Annotated in this window: 21 protein-coding genes; 10 read left to right on the top strand and 11 right to left on the bottom strand. The window is 64.9% G+C overall.

Annotated elements, in window-relative coordinates:
- Positions 1-105: 105 nt before the first annotated feature.
- Positions 106-1437 (bottom strand): amidase, encoded by a 1332-nt coding sequence (locus G5V65_RS01175; protein ID WP_165046585.1) that lies wholly within the window; start codon positions 1435-1437, stop codon positions 106-108.
- Between the two features lie 82 nt (positions 1438-1519).
- Here G5V65_RS01175 and G5V65_RS01180 point away from each other — a divergent pair, with 82 nt between their 5' ends.
- Entirely contained in the window at positions 1520-2749 is a 1230-nt protein-coding gene (locus tag G5V65_RS01180) for an FAD-dependent oxidoreductase (protein ID WP_165046586.1), read from the top strand.
- On the opposite strand, the gene G5V65_RS01185 is transcribed toward G5V65_RS01180, so the two are convergent.
- Genes G5V65_RS01185 through trxA form a run of 3 tightly spaced genes read right to left on the bottom strand, consistent with a single transcriptional unit; the run spans position 2746 to position 4499 of the window.
- Positions 2746-2928 (bottom strand): Trm112 family protein, encoded by a 183-nt coding sequence (locus G5V65_RS01185; RefSeq protein WP_165046587.1) that lies wholly within the window; start codon positions 2926-2928, stop codon positions 2746-2748. The two genes, G5V65_RS01180 and G5V65_RS01185, sit on opposite strands and share 4 nt — an antisense overlap.
- Positions 2925-3569 (bottom strand): LON peptidase substrate-binding domain-containing protein, encoded by a 645-nt coding sequence (locus tag G5V65_RS01190; RefSeq protein ID WP_165046588.1) that lies wholly within the window; start codon positions 3567-3569, stop codon positions 2925-2927. Before G5V65_RS01190 ends, G5V65_RS01185 begins: the two co-directional genes overlap by 4 nt.
- Before the next feature lie 27 nt (positions 3570-3596).
- A complete protein-coding gene (trxA, locus tag G5V65_RS01195) occupies positions 3597-4499 on the bottom strand; it encodes a thioredoxin (protein ID WP_165046589.1) in 903 nt (300 codons plus the stop codon).
- 130 nt (positions 4500-4629) lie between these two features.
- Here trxA and G5V65_RS01200 point away from each other — a divergent pair, with 130 nt between their 5' ends.
- The 6 genes from G5V65_RS01200 (at position 4630) to G5V65_RS01225 (ending at position 8936) form a co-directional block, all read left to right on the top strand.
- On the top strand, positions 4630-5268 hold the full coding sequence (locus G5V65_RS01200; RefSeq protein WP_165046590.1) for an SGNH/GDSL hydrolase family protein: 639 nt from the start codon (positions 4630-4632) through the stop codon (positions 5266-5268).
- A gap of 36 nt (positions 5269-5304) precedes the next feature.
- Entirely contained in the window at positions 5305-5865 is a 561-nt protein-coding gene (gene rfbC / locus G5V65_RS01205; RefSeq protein WP_206526612.1) for a dTDP-4-dehydrorhamnose 3,5-epimerase, read from the top strand.
- Positions 5862-6902: a dTDP-glucose 4,6-dehydratase gene (gene rfbB, locus G5V65_RS01210; RefSeq protein ID WP_165046591.1), complete on the top strand. Its 1041-nt coding sequence runs from the start codon at positions 5862-5864 to the stop codon at positions 6900-6902. The genes rfbC and rfbB overlap by 4 nt, the downstream gene beginning before the upstream one ends.
- Positions 6899-7753 carry a dTDP-4-dehydrorhamnose reductase gene (gene rfbD, locus G5V65_RS01215; RefSeq protein ID WP_165046592.1) on the top strand — a complete coding sequence of 285 codons (855 nt, stop codon included), beginning with the start codon at positions 6899-6901 and terminating at the stop codon, positions 7751-7753. The genes rfbB and rfbD overlap by 4 nt, the downstream gene beginning before the upstream one ends.
- Positions 7750-8625, top strand: coding sequence for a glucose-1-phosphate thymidylyltransferase RfbA (gene rfbA, locus G5V65_RS01220; protein ID WP_165046593.1), 876 nt, complete (start codon positions 7750-7752; stop codon positions 8623-8625). The genes rfbD and rfbA overlap by 4 nt, the downstream gene beginning before the upstream one ends.
- Positions 8626-8732: 107 nt before the next feature.
- Positions 8733-8936 carry a hypothetical protein gene (locus G5V65_RS01225; RefSeq protein ID WP_165046594.1) on the top strand — a complete coding sequence of 68 codons (204 nt, stop codon included), beginning with the start codon at positions 8733-8735 and terminating at the stop codon, positions 8934-8936.
- 311 nt (positions 8937-9247) lie between these two features.
- Here the strand turns inward: G5V65_RS01225 and G5V65_RS01230 are convergent, their stop codons facing one another.
- From G5V65_RS01230 to G5V65_RS01260, 7 genes are all read right to left on the bottom strand, one after another.
- Positions 9248-9484 carry a formate dehydrogenase subunit delta gene (locus G5V65_RS01230; protein ID WP_165046595.1) on the bottom strand — a complete coding sequence of 79 codons (237 nt, stop codon included), beginning with the start codon at positions 9482-9484 and terminating at the stop codon, positions 9248-9250.
- Positions 9474-10277 (bottom strand): formate dehydrogenase accessory sulfurtransferase FdhD, encoded by an 804-nt coding sequence (gene fdhD / locus G5V65_RS01235; protein ID WP_394352224.1) that lies wholly within the window; start codon positions 10275-10277, stop codon positions 9474-9476. The genes G5V65_RS01230 and fdhD overlap by 11 nt, the downstream gene beginning before the upstream one ends.
- A complete protein-coding gene (gene fdhF, locus G5V65_RS01240) occupies positions 10274-13150 on the bottom strand; it encodes a formate dehydrogenase subunit alpha (protein ID WP_165046597.1) in 2877 nt (958 codons plus the stop codon). The genes fdhD and fdhF overlap by 4 nt, the downstream gene beginning before the upstream one ends.
- Before the next feature lies 1 nt (position 13151).
- Positions 13152-13367: a DUF4287 domain-containing protein gene (locus G5V65_RS01245; protein ID WP_161766063.1), complete on the bottom strand. Its 216-nt coding sequence runs from the start codon at positions 13365-13367 to the stop codon at positions 13152-13154.
- Complete coding sequence (locus G5V65_RS01250) at positions 13364-14893, bottom strand: formate dehydrogenase beta subunit (protein ID WP_165046598.1); 1530 nt, start codon at positions 14891-14893, stop codon at positions 13364-13366. Before G5V65_RS01250 ends, G5V65_RS01245 begins: the two co-directional genes overlap by 4 nt.
- Positions 14893-15360 carry a formate dehydrogenase subunit gamma gene (locus G5V65_RS01255; protein ID WP_165046599.1) on the bottom strand — a complete coding sequence of 156 codons (468 nt, stop codon included), beginning with the start codon at positions 15358-15360 and terminating at the stop codon, positions 14893-14895. The genes G5V65_RS01250 and G5V65_RS01255 overlap by 1 nt, the downstream gene beginning before the upstream one ends.
- A 188-nt stretch (positions 15361-15548) precedes the next feature.
- The gene (locus tag G5V65_RS01260) at positions 15549-16448 is read right to left on the bottom strand and encodes a LysR family transcriptional regulator (RefSeq protein WP_165046600.1); all 900 of its coding nucleotides are present in this window, start codon (positions 16446-16448) and stop codon (positions 15549-15551) included.
- A 62-nt stretch (positions 16449-16510) separates the two neighbouring features.
- On the opposite strand from G5V65_RS01260, the gene G5V65_RS01265 reads away from it, so the two are divergent.
- From G5V65_RS01265 to G5V65_RS01275, 3 genes are read left to right on the top strand one after another with little or no spacing between them, the layout of a single operon-like run.
- A complete protein-coding gene (locus G5V65_RS01265; RefSeq protein ID WP_165046601.1) occupies positions 16511-17305 on the top strand; it encodes a S49 family peptidase in 795 nt (264 codons plus the stop codon).
- 4 nt (positions 17306-17309) lie between these two features.
- Positions 17310-17498: a hypothetical protein gene (locus G5V65_RS01270; protein WP_165046602.1), complete on the top strand. Its 189-nt coding sequence runs from the start codon at positions 17310-17312 to the stop codon at positions 17496-17498.
- 1 nt (position 17499) lies between these two features.
- Positions 17500-18276, top strand: a complete 777-nt coding sequence (locus G5V65_RS01275; RefSeq protein ID WP_165046603.1) for an SDR family oxidoreductase — start codon at positions 17500-17502, stop codon at positions 18274-18276.
- Positions 18277-18294: the final 18 nt, after the last annotated feature.

Consider the following 18294-nt stretch of genomic DNA (forward strand, 5'->3'; position numbering starts at 1 on the left):
GCGCCCCGTTTGCGTAGAGAATAGCCAACCGGACTGCGGTGGTCCAGAAAAAGCCAACCAAAGCCGGAACTTGCCGGGGCAAGTTGTGGCTTTTGCGACTCGTGATCAGCGCAGGGCGCGGGCGGCGGCGGCCCCGATGCGCATCAGACGCTCTTCCTGAAAGGGTGCCGACAGGAAACTGATGCCGCAGGACGGCTGCATCGTGGGAAGTGTCAGGCCACAGAGGCCCATCAGATTGCCGATCCGCGTGTTTCGCAGCGCAAGAAGGTTTTCGGTCACGTAGTAATCGTGATCCGTCATCAGCCGCGCGGCATCCGGGGGCAGGATGGGCGATGTCGGCAGGATCACGGCATCGTATCCGGCCGTCTTCTCCGCCCAGATCCGGCGCAGATCGTGCAGGCGGCGCCATGCCGCCACATAATCTGCCGCCGAAAACCCGGCACCCGACCGGAAGCGTTCCAGAATCCGGGGGAACATCTTCTCTGGTGCCGCCTCGATCGTGTCGCGCCAGATGCCATAGGCTTCTGCGGTGAAGATCAGCCCGGCCAGACCCATCGCCTCGGCGACTTCCGGTATCCGGCCCTGGCAGACATCGGCACCGGCGGCGGAAAGGCGGTTGCAGGCGTCCTCGAATCCCTGCGCGGGCCTGTCGCGCAAATCGTCCAGCGCGACCGTCTCAAGCACAAGAAAACGCATGCCCGACAGGCTGCTTCCCGCAAGATCGGTTGGCCGCCCGCCTTCCATCGCCGCCAGCAGATGGGCGCAGTCTTCCACCGTCCGGGCAATCGGGCCGATGGTATCGAAGGTTTCGCACAAGGGAACCGTTCCCCGCAGGGAAAGCCTGCCAGCCGTCGTCTTCAGCCCGACAAGATCATTCCAGGCGGCGGGGATCCTGACCGATCCGCCCGTGTCGGATCCGATGGCCGCCGGAGCGAGGCCGAAGGCCACCGAAGCCGCCGCCCCCGAGGACGACCCCCCGGGAACCGCCGCTTCGTCGTTGATGCAGGGGGGCGTCGCCGTGACCGGATTCAATCCAAGGCCGGAAAAGGCAAGCTCTGACATATGTGTCTTGCCAAGGCAGATCAGCCCGCTTTGCGTCGCCACCTCGACCACCTCGGCATCGCGAGAGGGCACGCGTCCCTTGAGCAGGGCTGATCCGGATTCGGTTGCAACACCTGCGGTATCGAAGAGATCCTTCCAGCTTACGGGCACACCATCCAGCAAACAGCGCCGGAAACCTCGCCTTGCCCTGTCATGGGCTGCCATTGCCTCGGCCCGGGCGCGGGCGGGGGTCAGGCGCGCATAGATTCGTTCCGCAAGTGGATGGCTGGCGATGGCATCGAGATGAAGTTCCGCAAGATCCACCGGGTGAATGCGCCCTGCCCCAACCTCGCGGCCCAGTTCAGCCGCCGTCAGGTTCATCCAGTTCTTGCCCATCCGCACCCTCCGCCAGATCCGCCCAGACCCTAGCGGCAGAGCGGCGCATGGACAATCCCGATGCCCCGGCCATATTGGGCGCATGACACATGATACGGATATCCTCATCGTTGGCGGCGGGCTGAACGGCCCCGCATTGGCCCTTGCCCTTGCCCAAGGCGGGCTGCGCGTGACGGTCGTCGATGCGCGCCCCGCGCCGGCCCGAGCCGATGCAGGTTTTGACGGGCGCGCCTATGCGCTTGCCATCGCCTCGCGGCGTCTGCTTGCGATGGTGGGTGTCTGGCCGCTGGTGGCGGATCAGGCCGAACCGATCCTGCAGATCAAGGCCAGCGACGGGTTGGCAGGTCAGGGACCTGCCCCCTTCTTCCTGACCTTTGACGCGGCCGAGATCGAAGAAGGGCCAATGGGTTTCCTGCTTGAGGACCGGCATCTCTATTCGGCTTTCCTGCAACGCATGCAACAGACACCGGGCCTGACACTGCTTTCCGGCGAGAATGTCATTGCACAGGATACCGATGCCGGAGGCATTAGCGTCACCTTGGCGAGCGGGCGGAAACTGACCTGCCGGCTGCTTGTCGGCTGCGATGGTCGCGGCAGCGGGACAGCGCAGCGCGCCGGGATTCGACGGGTGGGTTGGGGATATGGCCAGACGGCACTGGTCACGGCGATAAGGCACGAACGCGACCATGCAGGCGTCGCGCATCAGTTCTTCATGCCGGAAGGCCCGCTGGCCATCCTGCCCCTGAAGGGCGGCCACCATTCCAGCATCGTCTGGAGCGAGGACAGCGCCAGCGCCGAGCGCATCCAGAACCTGCCGGACGATCAGTATCTTGCCGCGCTGCGCCCGCGCTTCGGTGATTTCCTGGGCGAGATCAGCCTTGCCGGGGATCGCTTCACCTATCCGCTTTCCCTGTCACTGGCCGAGCGGTTCATCGCGCCCAGGGTTGCCCTTGTCGGGGATGCGGCGCATGGCGTGCATCCGATTGCCGGACAGGGGCTGAACCTTGGCCTGCGTGATGTGGGCGCGCTGGCCCAGGTTGTGATCGAAGCAGCCCGCCGGGGCGAGGATTTCGGCAGCCAGACCACGCTGGAGCAGTATCAGCGCTGGCGCCGCTTTGACGCCACCACGCTTGCCCTTGGTATGGACAGCGTGAACAGGCTGTTTTCGAACGACAATCCCTTGCTGCGTGCGGGTCGTGACCTTGGCCTTGGGATCGTCAACGCCATGCCCGGCCTGCGTCGCCGCTTCATCCGTCAGGCTGCCGGGCTGCAAGGGGATCTTCCGCGGCTTCTGGCCGGAAAGCCGATCTAGTCGAGATTGCGCGCCTCGCCGACCAGCATGATCGGAATGCCATCGCGGATCGGGAAGGCCAGATGCGCCGCCTTGGAGACGAGTTCCTGCCGTTCGGCATCATAGGTCAGGATGGCCTGGGTTACCGGGCAGACCAAGGATTCCAGCATTCGCCTGTCAAAGGTCGTGGCGTCGGTCATTGCATCACCTCTTCACCCGATCCGCCGCGCAGGGCGAATTCCATCAATGTAACAAGGGTTTCCCGCCGAGTCGTGAGGGATGGCGCCTCCAGCAGGGCCTGTTTGTCTTCGGGGCTGAACGGACACAGCATCGACAGCGAGTTGATCAGCAGTTCTGTTTCGGCCTCTTTCAGGCTGGACCAGTCGGTGGACAGATTCATCGTCTGAAAATACCGGCCCAAGAGGACAAGGAATGACTCGCGCGCGAATTCCGGGTCTTCCTCAACCGGGCCGAGATCGCGCTGGAAGCCCGTCCATTCCACAGAGCAGCGGCGATAGGGAGAAAAGCCCGTCACCTCTTCCTTGATGCGGAAACGCGATATGCCGGACAGCGTGATCATGTAGCGGCCGTCCTCGGTTTCCGAAAAGCCGGTCAGACGGCCGGCGCAACCGATGGCGTTCAGGCGTTTTTCGCCGGTGCCCGGAACCTCGCGCGGCTGGATCATCCCGATGAGGCGGGACCGGGTCTTCATGCAATCCTCGATCATCGCCAGATAGCGGGGTTCGAAAATGTGCAGGGGCAAGCGCCCCCGTGGCAGCAGAAGCGCCCCGGGAAGGGGAAATACCGGCAGGATCTCTGGCAGGTCGGCGACGTTCATCATGCCCTTGGAACTAGCCCTGAACGGGCTTCAGGCAAATATCATCGAAGACAGCCGACGACGCCCCTTGAGAACGACCGGATCGGTCGGCTTCATCGCCTCGAAAATGGTGATCAACTGGGCCTTTGCCGCGCCTTCGTTCCATTCGCGGTCCAGCTTGAACAGATCCAGCAACGTATCGACCGCCTCTTCCACTTTCCCCGCGGCATGCAGCGCAAGCGCAAGGTCAAAGCGTGCCTGCCTGTCGGCGGGATCCGCCTCGACCGCGGCGCGCAGTTCCTGTTCGGGGCCGGCATTGGCGGCCTGTCGGGCAAGCTCCAGTTGCGCGCGCACCGCTTCGATTTCCTTTGCCTTGGCGATCGCGGCGGGCACGGCCGCCAGCATCGCTTCGGCCTGATCAAGCTGGCCCAAAGCAAGATGGCAGCGCATCAGACCGGCATAGGCACCCGGATTTTCCGGCTCTTCGCCTAGAATCGCCGCGAAGGTTTCGGCGGCATCCGTGACCGCCCCTTCGGCCAGCATCTGATCGGCTGCTTCCAACGCCTCGGCCAGGCCGCCGTCACCGGCCAGATCGGACAATTTGTCGATGAACTTCTTGATCTCGGATGCCGGAATGGCCCCCTGGAAGCCATCGACAGGCTGACCCTGCCAGAAGGCATAGACCGTGGGGATCGACTGGATCCGCAACTGCTGTGCGATCATCTGGTTCTGGTCGACATCGACCTTGACCATGCGGACCTTGCCCTTGGCGGCCAGAACCGCCGCCTCCAGCGCGGGGCCAAGCGTCCGGCAGGGGCCGCACCAGGTGGCCCAGAAATCCACGATCACCGGCACTTCGCGGCTGGCTTCGATCACATCCTGCATGAAGGTTGCTTCGGTGCTGTCCTTTACCAGGTCTTTCGCAGGCACCGCTTTTTCATCCATACCGAACATCGCATTCCTCGTCGCACTTCGCTTTGCCCTCTATATGCGCGCCGCGCGGGCTGAGTCCAATAGGCAAAGCCGCTTTACCTGCGTCGCCGCGCGCCCTAGCCTGCGGCGCAAAGCGGCCAGAGGACGATGCATGCCCATTCTGCTGACATTCGGTGACAGCAACACGCACGGAACGCCACCGATCCTGAACCGGGGAGAGTATCGGCGCTTTGACCAAAAGACCCGCTGGCCGAAGATCGCTCAGGCGGCGTTGGGCGACGACTGGGAGCTTGCCGAGGAAGGATTGCCCGGGCGCACGGCGCAATTCGATGATCCCGTCATGGGGGCGATCATGAATGGTCGCCCGGCCCTGCGGATGGCGCTGCAATCGCATGGGCCGATCGACGTGCTGACCATCATGCTGGGCACGAATGACGTGAAGACACGCTTCGCGACAACACCCGAACAGGTGGTGGCCGGGATTGCCGGCTTGCTGGATGTTGCAATGTCGCTTGAGTATCAGGATCGGCATGGCGGTTTCCGGATCCTGCTGATCTGTCCGCCCCCGGTGGTGGAGACCGGGCCGATCCGGGTGGAGTTCTGGGGTGGCGCGGCGCGGTCACAGGCGCTTGCGCCGCTTTATGCCGATCTTGCGCGATCCCGCGGGATCGGCTTCATGGACGCCGGACAAGTGATATCGGTCAGCCCGATCGACGGTGTGCATTTTGACGAAACAGCCCATGCGGCCCTAGGACGGGCCGTGGCGGAGAAGGTTCGGACGATGGTCTGATCCCCGCGCGGCCTTGATTGAGAGACGCTTGTTTTCATGCTGATCGAACAGACAGACCTGCCCGGTGTCCTGATCCTGACCCCGCAGCGCTTTGGCGATGCGCGGGGCTGGTTCATGGAAACCTGGAATGCCGACCGCATGGCCGAGGCCGGGCTGGACCTGGCCTTTGTGCAGGACAACCATTCCTTTTCGGCACAGAAGGGCACGTTGCGGGGCCTGCACTATCAATCGCCGCCGCGGGCGCAGGACAAGCTGGTGCGCTGCACGCGCGGGGCGATCCGGGATGTGGCGGTGGATATCCGCCGGGGTTCGCCGACCTTCGGGCGCTGGGTGCGGGTCGATCTGACGGCAGAGAACGGACGGCAACTTCTTGTGCCAAAAGGATTTTTGCATGGTTTCCTGACATTGGCCCCGGATACCGAGGTGCAGTACAAATGCACCGATACCTATGCGCCAAGCCATGATGGCGCGGTGCGGTGGAACACGGTCGGGATCGACTGGGGCGATGAGGTGGAGCCGGTCCTTTCGGCCAAGGATGCGGCGGCCCCGGCCATGGCGGACTGGCAATCACCCTTTGACTGGAAGGATGAGGCATGAAGATCCTGGTCACCGGCGGGGCGGGATTCATAGGTTCCGCCGTGGTGCGGGCCGCCATCGCGCGCGGGCATTCCATCGTAAACCTTGATGCGCTGACCTATGCGGCCTGCCTGGCGAATGTTGCCTCTGTGGACAACGCTCCGGGTTATGTCTTTGAAAAGGCCGATATCCGCGACCGGGCCGCGCTGGACCGCATTCTTGCAACGCATGACCCCGATGCCGTCATGCACCTTGCCGCCGAAAGCCATGTCGACCGGTCGATCGACGGGCCTTCCGATTTCATCGAAACCAATGTCACCGGCACCTTCACCCTGCTTGAATCGGTCAGGGCCTGGTGGATCGCGAAGGGCAAGCCGGAAGCCTTCCGGTTTCACCACATCTCGACCGACGAGGTCTTTGGCAGCCTTGGCGCGACGGGCAAGTTCACGGAAGACACGCCCTATGATCCGCGCAGCCCCTATTCGGCGTCAAAGGCGGCATCCGACCATCTGGTCCGCGCCTGGCACGAAACCTATGGGCTGCCCGTCGTCCTGACGAATTGTTCCAACAATTACGGGCCCTTCCACTTTCCCGAAAAGCTGATCCCGGTGGTCATCCTGAATGCCTTGGCGGGGAAGGCCATCCCCGTCTATGGCAAGGGCGAGAATGTGCGAGACTGGCTGTATGTGGAAGATCACGCGGATGCCCTGCTGACGGTGCTGGAAAAGGGTCCAGTCGGCCGCAGCTACAACATCGGAGGCGAGAACGAGGCCCGCAACATCGACATCGTGCGCCTGATCTGCGCCCTGCTGGATGAGATGCGCCCCCAGGGCGCCCCGCATGACCGATTGATCACCTTCGTGACGGACAGGCCGGGGCATGACCTGCGCTATGCCATTGATCCGACACGGATCAGAACGGAATTGGGCTGGCGCCCCTCGGTCACGCTGCAGGAAGGGCTGCGCCGCACCGTGCGCTGGTATCTGGACAACGAGGCATGGTGGCGCCCCTTGCAGGACAGGCAGGGCGTGGGGCAGCGGCTGGGGGTGAAGGCGTGAAACTGCTGGTCTTCGGCCAGAGTGGGCAGGTCGCGCGGGAACTGGCCCGCAGGATGCCCGCCGGGATCGAGGCCGCCTTCCTGGGGCGCGATCAGGCCGATCTGGCCGATCCCAAGGCCTGCGCCGAAGCCGTTCAGACCCATCGCGCGGATGCCGTGATCAATGCCGCGGCCTGGACCCAGGTCGACAAGGCCGAAGCAGAGGAACAGGCCGCGACCATCGTGAACGGCGAAAGCCCTGGCGCCATGGCCCGCGCCTGTGCCGGGAAATCCGTGCCTTTCCTTCATATTTCAACGGATTACGTCTTTGACGGGCAGGGCGATCAGCCCTTTCTTCCCGACCATCCCACGGCACCCCTGAATGCCTATGGCAGATCAAAGCTGGCAGGCGAGATGGCAATCCGGGCCAGCGGCGCGCGGCATCTGATCCTGCGGACAAGCTGGGTGGTTTCGGCGCATGGGCAGAACTTCGTCAAGACGATGCTGCGCCTTGGCGCAGAACGCGATCAACTGAACGTCGTGGCGGATCAGATCGGCGGGCCGACCCCGGCTGCGGCCATTGCGGATGCCCTGTATCGGGCGGTGATCCCGCTTTGCGATGGGGCCGATGGCGGCACCCATCACCTTGCGGGACATCCCGATACCAGTTGGGCCGATTTCGCCCGCGCAATCATGGCAAGGGCCAGATTGCGCTGTGCGATCAACGACATACCAAGCTCTGCCTACCCCACCCCGGCGGCACGACCGATGAATTCCCGGCTGGACTGTTCCAGCCTGACCCGAAGCTTCGGCATCCCCCGGCCAGACTGGCGGGATGGCCTCGCCGACATCGTCAAGGAGTTGCGCGCATGACGAAACGCAAGGGCATCATTCTGGCAGGCGGTTCGGGCACGCGGCTCTGGCCGATCACCATGGGCGTGTCAAAGCAGTTGCTGCCAGTCTATGACAAGCCGATGATCTATTACCCGCTTTCGGTGCTGATGCTGGGCGGCATCCGTGAGATCGCCGTCATCACGACACCGGATGATCAGCCGCAATTTCAAAGACTTCTGGGCGATGGCAGCCAGTGGGGCCTGTCCTTCACCTATATCGTGCAACCCTCGCCGGACGGGCTGGCGCAGGCCTATCTTCTGGCGCGCGACTTCCTGGATGGGGCCCCTTCGGCCATGGTGCTGGGCGACAACATCTTTTTCGGCCATGGCCTGCCCGAGGCGCTGGCGACGGCGGATGCACGGCAGGAAGGCGGCACGGTCTTCGGCTATCGGGTCGCCGATCCCGAACGCTATGGCGTGGTGGAATTCGACGGCAAGGGGCAAGTCCGCGCCATCATCGAAAAGCCGGAACGACCGCCCTCCAACTATGCGGTGACCGGGCTCTACTACCTTGACGGGCGGGCCCCCGATCTGGCCGAAACGATCCGCCCATCCCCGCGGGGAGAGTTGGAAATCGTTGATCTGCTTGAGAAATATCGCAGCGAAGGCTGCCTTCAGGTGGAACGGATGGGGCGCGGCTATGCCTGGCTGGACACCGGCACCCATGGCAGCCTGCTGGATGCGGGGAATTTCGTGCGCACGCTGACCGATCGGCAAGGCCTGCAGGTGGGCTGCCCGGACGAGATCGCCTGGCGGGCCGGCTTCATCACGCGCGAGGATCTGCTCAAGCGGGCCGACATCTTCCGCAAGAACGATTACGGGCGCTATCTGCTTGGAATCGCATCGGAATGATATATGCAAAAATCATTATTCTTTTTGCCTGACCTGCGTTAACCTGTCGCAGTCGGGCCGGAGAGTCACCCCTGTCGGCCCGCCCTTTGGGAGGAGGGAGTCACGGGATGAACAAGATCATTGCCATCATCTGTGTCGTCAGTTGGTCGGGCTTCTGGGCCTTTGGCTATCTGGCGCTTTCGGCGGAAATCCAGGATCATACGCAAATGGTGACGGCGGGCTTTCTGGCCTTTGCCGGGTTCCTGACGGGGATGTTCACCTATATGCGGATTTGCCGCGACGTGCCGGATCAGCGCAGATCAACCCTTTGAGAACGCTACATTAACATCCCGGCACATGGCCCTTTTGGCGTGCAACGCGCGGTGCAGATGGCCAGTGCAGCAGCCCGTGCATACGCGCGGGGGGCGAATTTTGCGTTAACCATGTTCGCCCGCCCCCGAGCGACCTGATTCTTCATCGTTTCTTCATCTTGGTGAAAATACCCTCAGGGGGTGAATGGCCGCGCGGCACGCGCGGACAGAGGGGGCGGAACGCCCCCTGACACCGGAGGAGGCGCGCAGGCGCCGACGACAGGAAAGGCTTGCGGCGGCACGCCGCGCCGCAAGATCACCGCGCGGTGGGATCAGGCGTGTTCAGGGGTGGGGCGGCGGATGGAGCGGGTGGCTTCCAGCACCAGCGGGCGCAGGCCCGCGCCACCGGCATCGACCACCTCGAACAGATGACGCCGCATCCGGGGTTCCCAGAAATCGTTGATATGGGCGGCGATGCCCGCCACGCCTTCGGCCTGCGGCTTCGATTCGAAGAATTTCGAAATCTGGTTCGCCATGTAGATCAGCTTTGCATGGGGATCAGCGGACATGGGCAGTCTCCGTCACTCGGTCGGAATGGGTGAAAACCTCGAACCGGTCGGGCCGGGCGAGGGCGATCAGGGTCAGGCCCGCCTCTTCCGCCAGATCGACGGCATGGGCGGTGGGGGCGGATACGGCGATCAGGATCGGCGCGCCAAGGGCGCAGACCTTCTGCACCATGTCGATGGAGACGCGGCTGGTCAGCACCACCGCGCCCTGCGGATAGCCCGCGCGGATCACATGGCCTACCAGCTTGTCCAGCGCGTTGTGGCGGCCCACATCCTCACGCGCGGCGACAAGTCCTTCGGGCGTCCAGAAGGCGGCGCAATGGGCGGCGCGGGTCTGGTCATGCAGCGGCTGGCGGTCGATCAGCGAGGCCACGGCGCGCATCACCTGCGCGGGCGTCATCCGCAGGGGTGAGGGCGCGACATGGGCGACGGGGCGCATGGCCTGTTCGATGCTGTCGATGCCACAAAGGCCACATCCCACCGGCCCCGCCATCGTGCGGCGGCGCGCGGCGAGGCGCTTTTCGGCGTCGTCAGTCAGCCAGACCTGAACGTCGATGCCGTCCCCTGCGGGGACGATCTCGACACTGTCGATCTGGTCGGGGGTAGCGATGCCTTCGGTCAGGGCGAAGCCATAGGCGAAGTCGGTCAGGTCGGCGGGCGTGGCCATCATCACCGCCTGCGTGGACCCGTTGAAGGAGAGCGCGACCGCCACCTCTTCGGGCAGGGGGCGCGACCCCTGCTCGATGCCGCCTGAACCGAAGCTCAGGCGGGGAAGGCGGCGGGCGGTTTCCATCACTCGGCCGCGAGGATGCGGCGCGACTGGGCGGCCTGGGCTTCGTATTCCTCCTGCCATTCGGTCGGGCCGTTGGAGGGGGAGACCTGCACCGCCGTCACCTTGTATTCCGGGCAGTTGGTCGCCCAGTCCGAGAAATCGGTGGTGATGACGTTGGCCTGCGTCGTCGGGTGGTGGAAGGTGGTGTAGACGACGCCGGGCGAGACGCGGTCGGTGATTTTCGCCCGCAGCGAGGTTTCGCCGGAACGCGAGGCCAGTTTCACGAACTGGCCGTCGCGCACGCCGCGGAGTTCGGCGTCATGCGGGTGGATCTCCAGCACATCCTCGGGGTGCCAGGCCACGTTTTCCGTGCGGCGGGTCTGCGCGCCCACGTTGTATTGCGACAGGATGCGCCCCGTCGTCAGCAAGAGCGGGAAACGCGGGCCGGTCTTTTCATCGGTCGCCACATATTCGGTGACGATGAGCTTGCCCTTGCCGCGCACGAAGCCGTCGATATGCATCAGCGGCGTGCCTTCCGGCGCCTTTTCGTTGCAGGGCCATTGGACGGAGCCCATTTCCTCCAGCTTTTCATAGCTGACGCCCGCGAAGGAGGGGGTCAGCATGGCGATTTCGTCCATGATCTGGGACGGGTGGGTATAGTGCCAGTCCGCGCCCATCGCCTGTGCGAACAGCTGCGTGACTTCCCAGTCGGCATAGCCCTGTTTCGGGGCCATCACCTTGCGCACGCGGTTGATGCGGCGTTCGGCGTTGGTGAAGGTGCCGTCCTTTTCAAGGAAGGAGGAGCCGGGGAAGAAGACGTGGGCGTAGTTTGCGGTCTCGTTCAGGAAGAGGTCGTGGACGATGACGCAATCCATCGCGGCAAGGCCGGCCGCCACGTGTTTCGTGTCGGGGTCGGATTGCAGGATGTCTTCGCCCTGGCAGTAGAGGCCCTTGAAGGTGCCTTCGACGGCGGCGTCCAGCATGTTGGGGATGCGGAGGCCGGGTTCATTGTCGATCTGCACGCCCCAGAGGGATTCGAAGACGTCGCGGACGGCGTCGTTCTTCACATGGCGGTAGCCCGGCAGTTCGTGCGGGAAGGACCCCATGTCGCAGGAGCCCTGCACGTTGTTCTGCCCGCGCAGCGGGTTCACGCCCACGCCCGGACGGCCGATATTGCCGGTCAGCATGGCAAGGTTGGCGATGCCGATGACGGTGGTGGACCCTTGGGAATGTTCCGTCACGCCCAGCCCGTAATAGATGGAGCCGTTGCCGCCACGTGCATAGAGGCGGGCGGCGGCGCGCAGTTCCTCGGCCGGGACGCCGGTGAGGAGTTGCGTCGCCTCGGGTGAATGGCGGGGGTCGGAGACGAATTCGGCATAGTCCTGGAATTCGTCCCAGTCGCAGCGGGTGCGGATGAACTCTTCATCGAAGAGGCCTTCGGTGACGATGGTATGGGCGATGGCCGTGACCACGGCGACGTTGGTGCCGGGGGTCAGTTGCAGGTGATGCGCGGCCTTGATGTGGGCGCTGTCGACAAGGTCGATGCGGCGGGGATCGACGACGATCAGTTTCGCGCCCTGACGCAGGCGCTTCTTCAGGCGCGAGGCGAAGACGGGGTGGCCGTCGGTCGGGTTAGCGCCGATCAGGATGACGACGTCTGTTTCCTCGACCGAGTCGAAGTCCTGCGTGCCTGCCGAGGTGCCGAAGGTCTGGCCCAGCCCATAGCCGGTGGGCGAATGGCAGACGCGGGCGCAGGTGTCGGTGTTGTTGTTGCGGAAGACCGCGCGGGTCAGTTTCTGGACGAGATAGGCTTCTTCATTCGTGCAGCGGGACGAGGTGATGACGCCCACCGAATGCCGCCCGTGTTTCGCGATGATGCCCTTCATGCGGTTCGAGGCGAATTCCATCGCCTCGGCCCAGGTGACCTCTTTCCACGGATCGTTGATGGACTCGCGGATCATCGGCGACAGGATGCGGTCCTTGTGCGAGGCGTAGCCATAGGCGAAGCGGCCCTTGACGCAGGAATGGCCACGGTTGGCCTTGCCGTGCTTGTAGGGCGTCATGCGGACCAGTTCGTCGCCGCGCATTTCCGCCTTGAAGGAACAGCCGACGCCGCAATAGGCGCAGGTGGTGATGACGGAGCGTTCGGGGGTGCCGATGTCGATGACGGATTTTTCCTGCAGCGTCCCGGTCGGGCAGGCCTGCACGCAGGCGCCGCAGGAGACGCAGTCGGACGACAGGAAGTTGTCGCCCGCCATGCCCGCCGACACGCGGCTGTCAAAGCCGCGGCCTTCGATCGTCAGGGCGAAGGTGCCTTGCACTTCTTCGCAGGCGCGGACGCAGCGGGAGCAGACGATGCATTTCGCCGGGTCGTAGGTGAAGTAGGGGTTGGAGTCGTCTTTGGCGATCCAGTTGGGGTTGGCCTCGCCCGATGTGTTGCGGACTTCGAAGTGGTTCTCGCCCTTCTCATACCGCACGTCGCGCAGGCCCACCGCGCCCGCCATGTCCTGCAATTCGCAATCGCCATTGGCGGCGCAGGTCAGGCAGTCGAGCGGGTGGTCGGAGATGTAAAGCTCCATCACGCCGCGGCGGAGCTGTTTCAGCTTGCTGTTCTGGGTGTGGACCTTGATGCCGGGGGCGACGGGCGTGGTGCAGGAGGCGGGGGTGCCGTTGCGGCCTTCGATTTCGACAAGGCAGAGGCGGCAGGAGCCGAAGGCGTCGAGGCTGTCGGTCGCGCAGAGTTTCGGGACGGAGATCCCGATTTCGGCGGCGGCGCGCATGATGGAGGTGCCTTCGGGGACCGTGACGTCAAAGCCGTCGATGGTGAGCGTCACCATGGTCTTGGATTTCGCGGCGGGCGTGCCGAAATCGCGGTCGGGGATGATGAAGTCTTTCATCTCAGGCACCCTTCTTCTTCTGGGCAAGCTGGTGGGCGACGATGGCATTGGCATGGCCGTGGCCCATCGCGTGGGTTTCCTTCAGGAAGGAAACGATCTGCATATGCGGGCGGTCCAGCATTGCGGCGATCTGGTCGAACCAGTGCTGCATCGGCTGGCCGTATTTCGCCTCGATCGAGGGGAAGTAGGACGCGGGTCCCTGCACCTTTTCCGTCATTCCGCCGCCTCTTTCATCGCGGGGGTGAAGTCGTCGGGGAAGTGGGTCAGCGCGGACATCACCGGATAGGGGGTGAAGCCGCCCAGCGCGCAGAGCGAGCCGGATTTCATCGTGTTGCAGAGGTCGGTCAGCAGTGGGATCGCGCCCGTGTCGCCCTTGGCGATGCGGTCCACGGTTTCCACGCCGCGCACCGCGCCGATGCGGCAGGGGGTGCATTTGCCGCAGCTTTCGATGGCGCAGAATTCCATCGCGAAGCGGGCCTGTTTCAGCATGTCGGCGGAGTCGTCGAAGATGACGAGGCCGGCATGGCCGATCAGACCTTCCTTCGCGCCGAATTCCTCATACCCGAAGGGGGTGTCGAAGAGCGCGCGGGGGAAATAGGCCCCCAGCGGGCCGCCGACCTGCACGGCCTTGACGGGGCGGCCCGTGGCGGTGCCGCCGCCGATTTCATCCACGATTTCGCCCAGCGTCAGGCCGAAGGCGACTTCGAAGAGGCCGCCGAATTTCACGTTGCCCGCGATCTGCAGCGGGATCGTGCCGCGCGACCGGCCGAGGCCGAAATCCTTGTAATGCGCGGCACCCTTTTCGAAGATCACGGGGACGGTGGCCAGCGAGATGACGTTGTTCACCACCGTCGGTTTGCCCATGAAGCCTTGCAGCGCGGGCAGCGGCGGCTTGGCGCGGACGATGCCGCGCTTGCCTTCGAGGGAGTTGAGGAGCGAGGTTTCCTCGCCGCAGACATAGGCCCCCGCGCCGGTGCGGATTTCCATGTCGAAGGCCTTGCCCGACCCGAGGACGGAGGTGCCGAGGACGCCTGATTGCCGGGCGATTTCGACGGCGGCGGTCATCACCTCGATCGCGTCGGGGTATTCGGAGCGGGTGTAGACGTAGCCCTTGGTCGCGCCGGTGCCGATGCCTGCGATGGCCATGCCTTCGATCAGGGTGAAGGGGTCGCCTTCCATCAGCATGCGGTCGGCGAAGGTGCCGCTGTCGCCCTCATCCGCGTTGCAGACGATGTATTTCTGATCGGCTTTCGCCTCGGCCACGGTCTTCCACTTGATGCCGGTGGGGAAGCCCGCGCCGCCACGGCCACGCAGGCCGCTATCGGTGACCTCAGTGACGATGGCGGCGCTGTCCATTGTCAGGGCGCGGCGCAGGCCGGTGAGGCCGCCATGCGCTTCGTAGTCCGACAGCGAGAGGGGGTCGATCACGCCGACGCGGGCGAAGGTCAGGCGGGTCTGTTTGGCCATCCACGGCAGGGCGTCGGTCAGGCCCAGCGCCTTGGGGTGCTTGGCCAGATCGTCGAAGAGGGCGGGGACATCGGCGGGAGTCATCGGGCCAAAGGCGAGGCGGCCCGCATCGGTGACGACCTCGACCAGCGGTTCCAGCCAGACCATGCCGCGCGAGCCGTTGCGGACGAGGTCCACGGTCAGGCCGCGCTTGGCGGTTTCAGAGAGGATAGCGGCGGCGACGTCATCGGCGCCAAGGCCACGGGCGGCGGCGTCGCGGGGGACGTAGATCTTCATCAGCGGACCCCTTCGATGATCGCGTCGAGGCGGGCTTCGTCCACGCGGCCCACCACCTTGCCATCCACCAAGGCGGCGGGGGCGCAGGCGCAGAGGCCGAGGCAGAAGACGGGTTCCAGCGTGATCTGGCCGTCCTTGGTGGTTTCGTGCCATTCGATGCCGAGGCGGTTCTGCGCATGTTGCGCCACGCGGTCGCCGCCCATGGCCTGACAGGCCTCTGCCCGGCAGAGTTTCAGCACGTGCTTGCCTGCCGGGTCTTCGCGGAAATCGTGGTAGAAGGACATGACGCCATGCACTTCGGCGCGGGTCAGGTTCAGCCGTTTCGCGATGATCGGCAGCGAATCGCGCGGGACATAGCCATAGGCATGCTGGATGGCGTGGAGGATCGGCAGGAGAGGCCCCTCCATCCCTTCATGCGCGTCAAGGATTTCCCCAACGCGCGCGGCGATTTCGGTGCTGGTCTGCATGGTCGGCGGCCTTCCCTGGTAGCTGTATACCGGGATATACGAGTCGATAGAGGATTCAATAATGAATTCCCGTTGTTTGATAGATGATGTCTATTGAAACCCCGTCCCGGGCCTGAGCCGGGACCTCTGATCTGGCCGCGATGCCCGTGGGGAGGGGAGGCCCCGGGTCAGGCCCGGGGCGGGGTTGGCTAGATGGAGGGGTTGGTCGCCTTGGCAAACCGCTCCGCCTCGCCGATCAGGGCGGCGAGGACGGGGGTGAGGGGGTCACGGCGGGCGGTGATGAGGCCGACGAGGTGTTCCACCTCGGGCGCGACGATGGGGATGGCGCGCAACTGGCCGCCCGCGGTGAACATCTGCGCCAGTTGGCGCGGGACGATGGAGGACCAGCGGCCCGTCAGGACATGGCTGGTCAGCGCGATGGTGGAGTTCGATTCGATCTGTGGCGTGATGGCGGCCCCGGCCTCGGCCAGGTGCTGGTTGACGATGCGGCGATTCTGCATGTCGCCGGTCAGGAGGCAGAGGGGTTGGTCGGCGACCTCGGCCCATGTCACCTGATCGCGGTCGGCGAGCGGGGTGCCGGGGGCGCAGAGCAGGCGGTAGAATTCGGCATAGAGCGGGACCTGGGCCACGCGGCCGAGCGGTTCGTTGTCGAGGTAGGTTATCCCTGCGTCGAGATCGAGGGATTCGATGCCGGTCAGGATTTCCGTGCTGGTGCGCGAGAGGATGGAGACGCGGACATTGGGGTGTTTCGCCGTGAAGGGGCCGGTGAGTTGGGCGACCATCGGCAGGGCGGTGGGGATGACGCCGATGCGGAGGTTGCCGGAAAGCCCTGAGCGGACGGTGCGCATTTCGTCCTTGAGCGCGCGCATGTCGCCCACGATGCGGCGGCCCCAGTCCAGCACGCGCTGGCCTTCGGGGGTGAGGCCCTGAAAGCGGGAGCCGCGAAAGACGAGTTGCACGCCGAGTTGGTCTTCCAACTGCTTGATGGCAGAGGAGAGGGTGGGTTGGGTGACACCGCAGACCTCGGCCGCGCGGCCGAAATGGCGTTCGTTGGCCAGCGCGATGAACATTTCCAGCTTGTCGATCATGTGAGCGACCCTGCCCCTAATCCGCCCTTGTCCGCAAGGCCCGCCGCGCTTAGCTGTGGGGGATGAAACGCTTCATCCCCTTTGTGCCGAAACCCGCCCTTGTTCCCGTGATCCGCCTGCAGGGCGCGATTGGTGTGGGGACGCGGGGATTGAATGACCAATCCGTGGCGCCGCTGATCGAACGGGCCTTTGCGCGGGGCAAGCCTGCGGCGGTGGCGCTTGTCATCAACTCCCCCGGCGGGTCGGCGGTGCAGTCGTCGCTGATCGCGGCGCGTATCCGGCGGCTGGCGGAGGAGAAGAAGGTTCCGGTCCATGCCTTTGTCGAGGATGTGGCGGCGAGCGGTGGCTATTGGCTGGCCTGCGCGGCGGATGACATCTGGGTGGATGCGTCTTCGATCGTGGGGTCGATCGGGGTGATCTTTGCGTCCTTCGGGTTCCCCGAACTGATGGCGCGGCAGGGGATCGAACGGCGGGTGGTGACGGCGGGGAAATCGAAGAGTTTCGCCGATCCGTTCCTACCGCAGAAGCCGGAGGATGTGGAGCGGCTGCGGAAGTTGCAGGAGCCGATACATGCGGCCTTCATCGAGCATGTGAAGGCGCGGCGCGGCGCGCGGCTGGACCTGACGGCGGATCTGTTCAACGCCGATGTCTGGGTGGGGGCGGAGGCGGTGCCCCTTGGCCTTGTGGATGGCGTGGCGCATCTGCGGCCCAAGCTGATGGAGATGTACGGCGAAAAGGTGCGGCTGGTGCCCTATGGCCAGAAGCGGAGCCTGATGCAGCGGTTGGGGATGGCCGCGACGGATGGGGTGATGCAGGGGGTGGAGGAACGCGCGCTTTGGGCGCGGTTCGGGCTGTGACGGCATGCTGCTGAAGATCTTCATCCTGTTTCTGGGCGGCATGGCGGTGATCGGGCTGATCGGCAAGGCGCTGTTTCCGGGCGCGATTTCGCGGTCGGTGAAGAAACGGGTGGGTTTCGCGAAAGCCGCTCGCTGCCGGGCGTGCGGGCGCTATCTGATCGGCAAGGGCGGGTGCGACTGCGGGAAGGGCTGAGATGCGGGCATTGGTGACGGGGGCCGGGCGGCGGCTGGGGCGGGCGATGGCGCTTTATCTGGCGGGCCGGGGGTTCGATGTGGCCGTGCATTATGCGGGCAGCAAGGACGAGGCCGAGGGCGTGGTGGCGGAGATCGCCGCGATGGGGCGGCGGGCGGTGGCCTTGTCCGCCGATGTGCTGATCGAGGCCGAGGTGCAGGGATTGGTGGCACGGGCGGCGGAGGCGCTGGGCGGGCCGTTGACGGTTCTGGTGAACAATGCCTCGATCTTCGAACATGACGATTTCGCCACGGCCACGCGGGAAAGCTGGGACCGGCATGTCGAATCGAACCTGCGCGCGCCTTTCGTTCTGACGCAAGCCTTCGCGGCGCAGGTGCCGGAGCCCGCGCGGGATGCGGCGGGGGAACCCGTGGCGCAGGGGTTGATCGTGAACATGGTCGATCAGCGGGTGTGGAAGCTGACCCCGGAATTCGCGAGCTACACCATCGCCAAGGCGGGGCTCTGGGCGCTGACCCAGACCGCCGCGCAGGGATTGGCGCCCCGGGTGCGGGTGAATGCGATCGGGCCGGGGCCGACCCTACAGGGCGGGCGGCAGAGCGCCGAAGCCTTCGCCACCCAGCGCGCGGCGACGGTTCTGGGGCGCGGCGCGAACCCCGCCGATATCTGCGCGGCGCTTGGATTTTTCGTCGATGCGCCGGCGGTGACGGGGCAGATGATCGCGGTGGATGGCGGGCAGCATCTGGCCTGGCAAACGCCCGATGTGATGAATGTCGAATAGCCGTGACAGGCATCTGTC

This window comes from Paragemmobacter kunshanensis (genome assembly GCF_011059185.1).
Classification (GTDB): domain Bacteria; phylum Pseudomonadota; class Alphaproteobacteria; order Rhodobacterales; family Rhodobacteraceae; genus Paragemmobacter; species Paragemmobacter kunshanensis.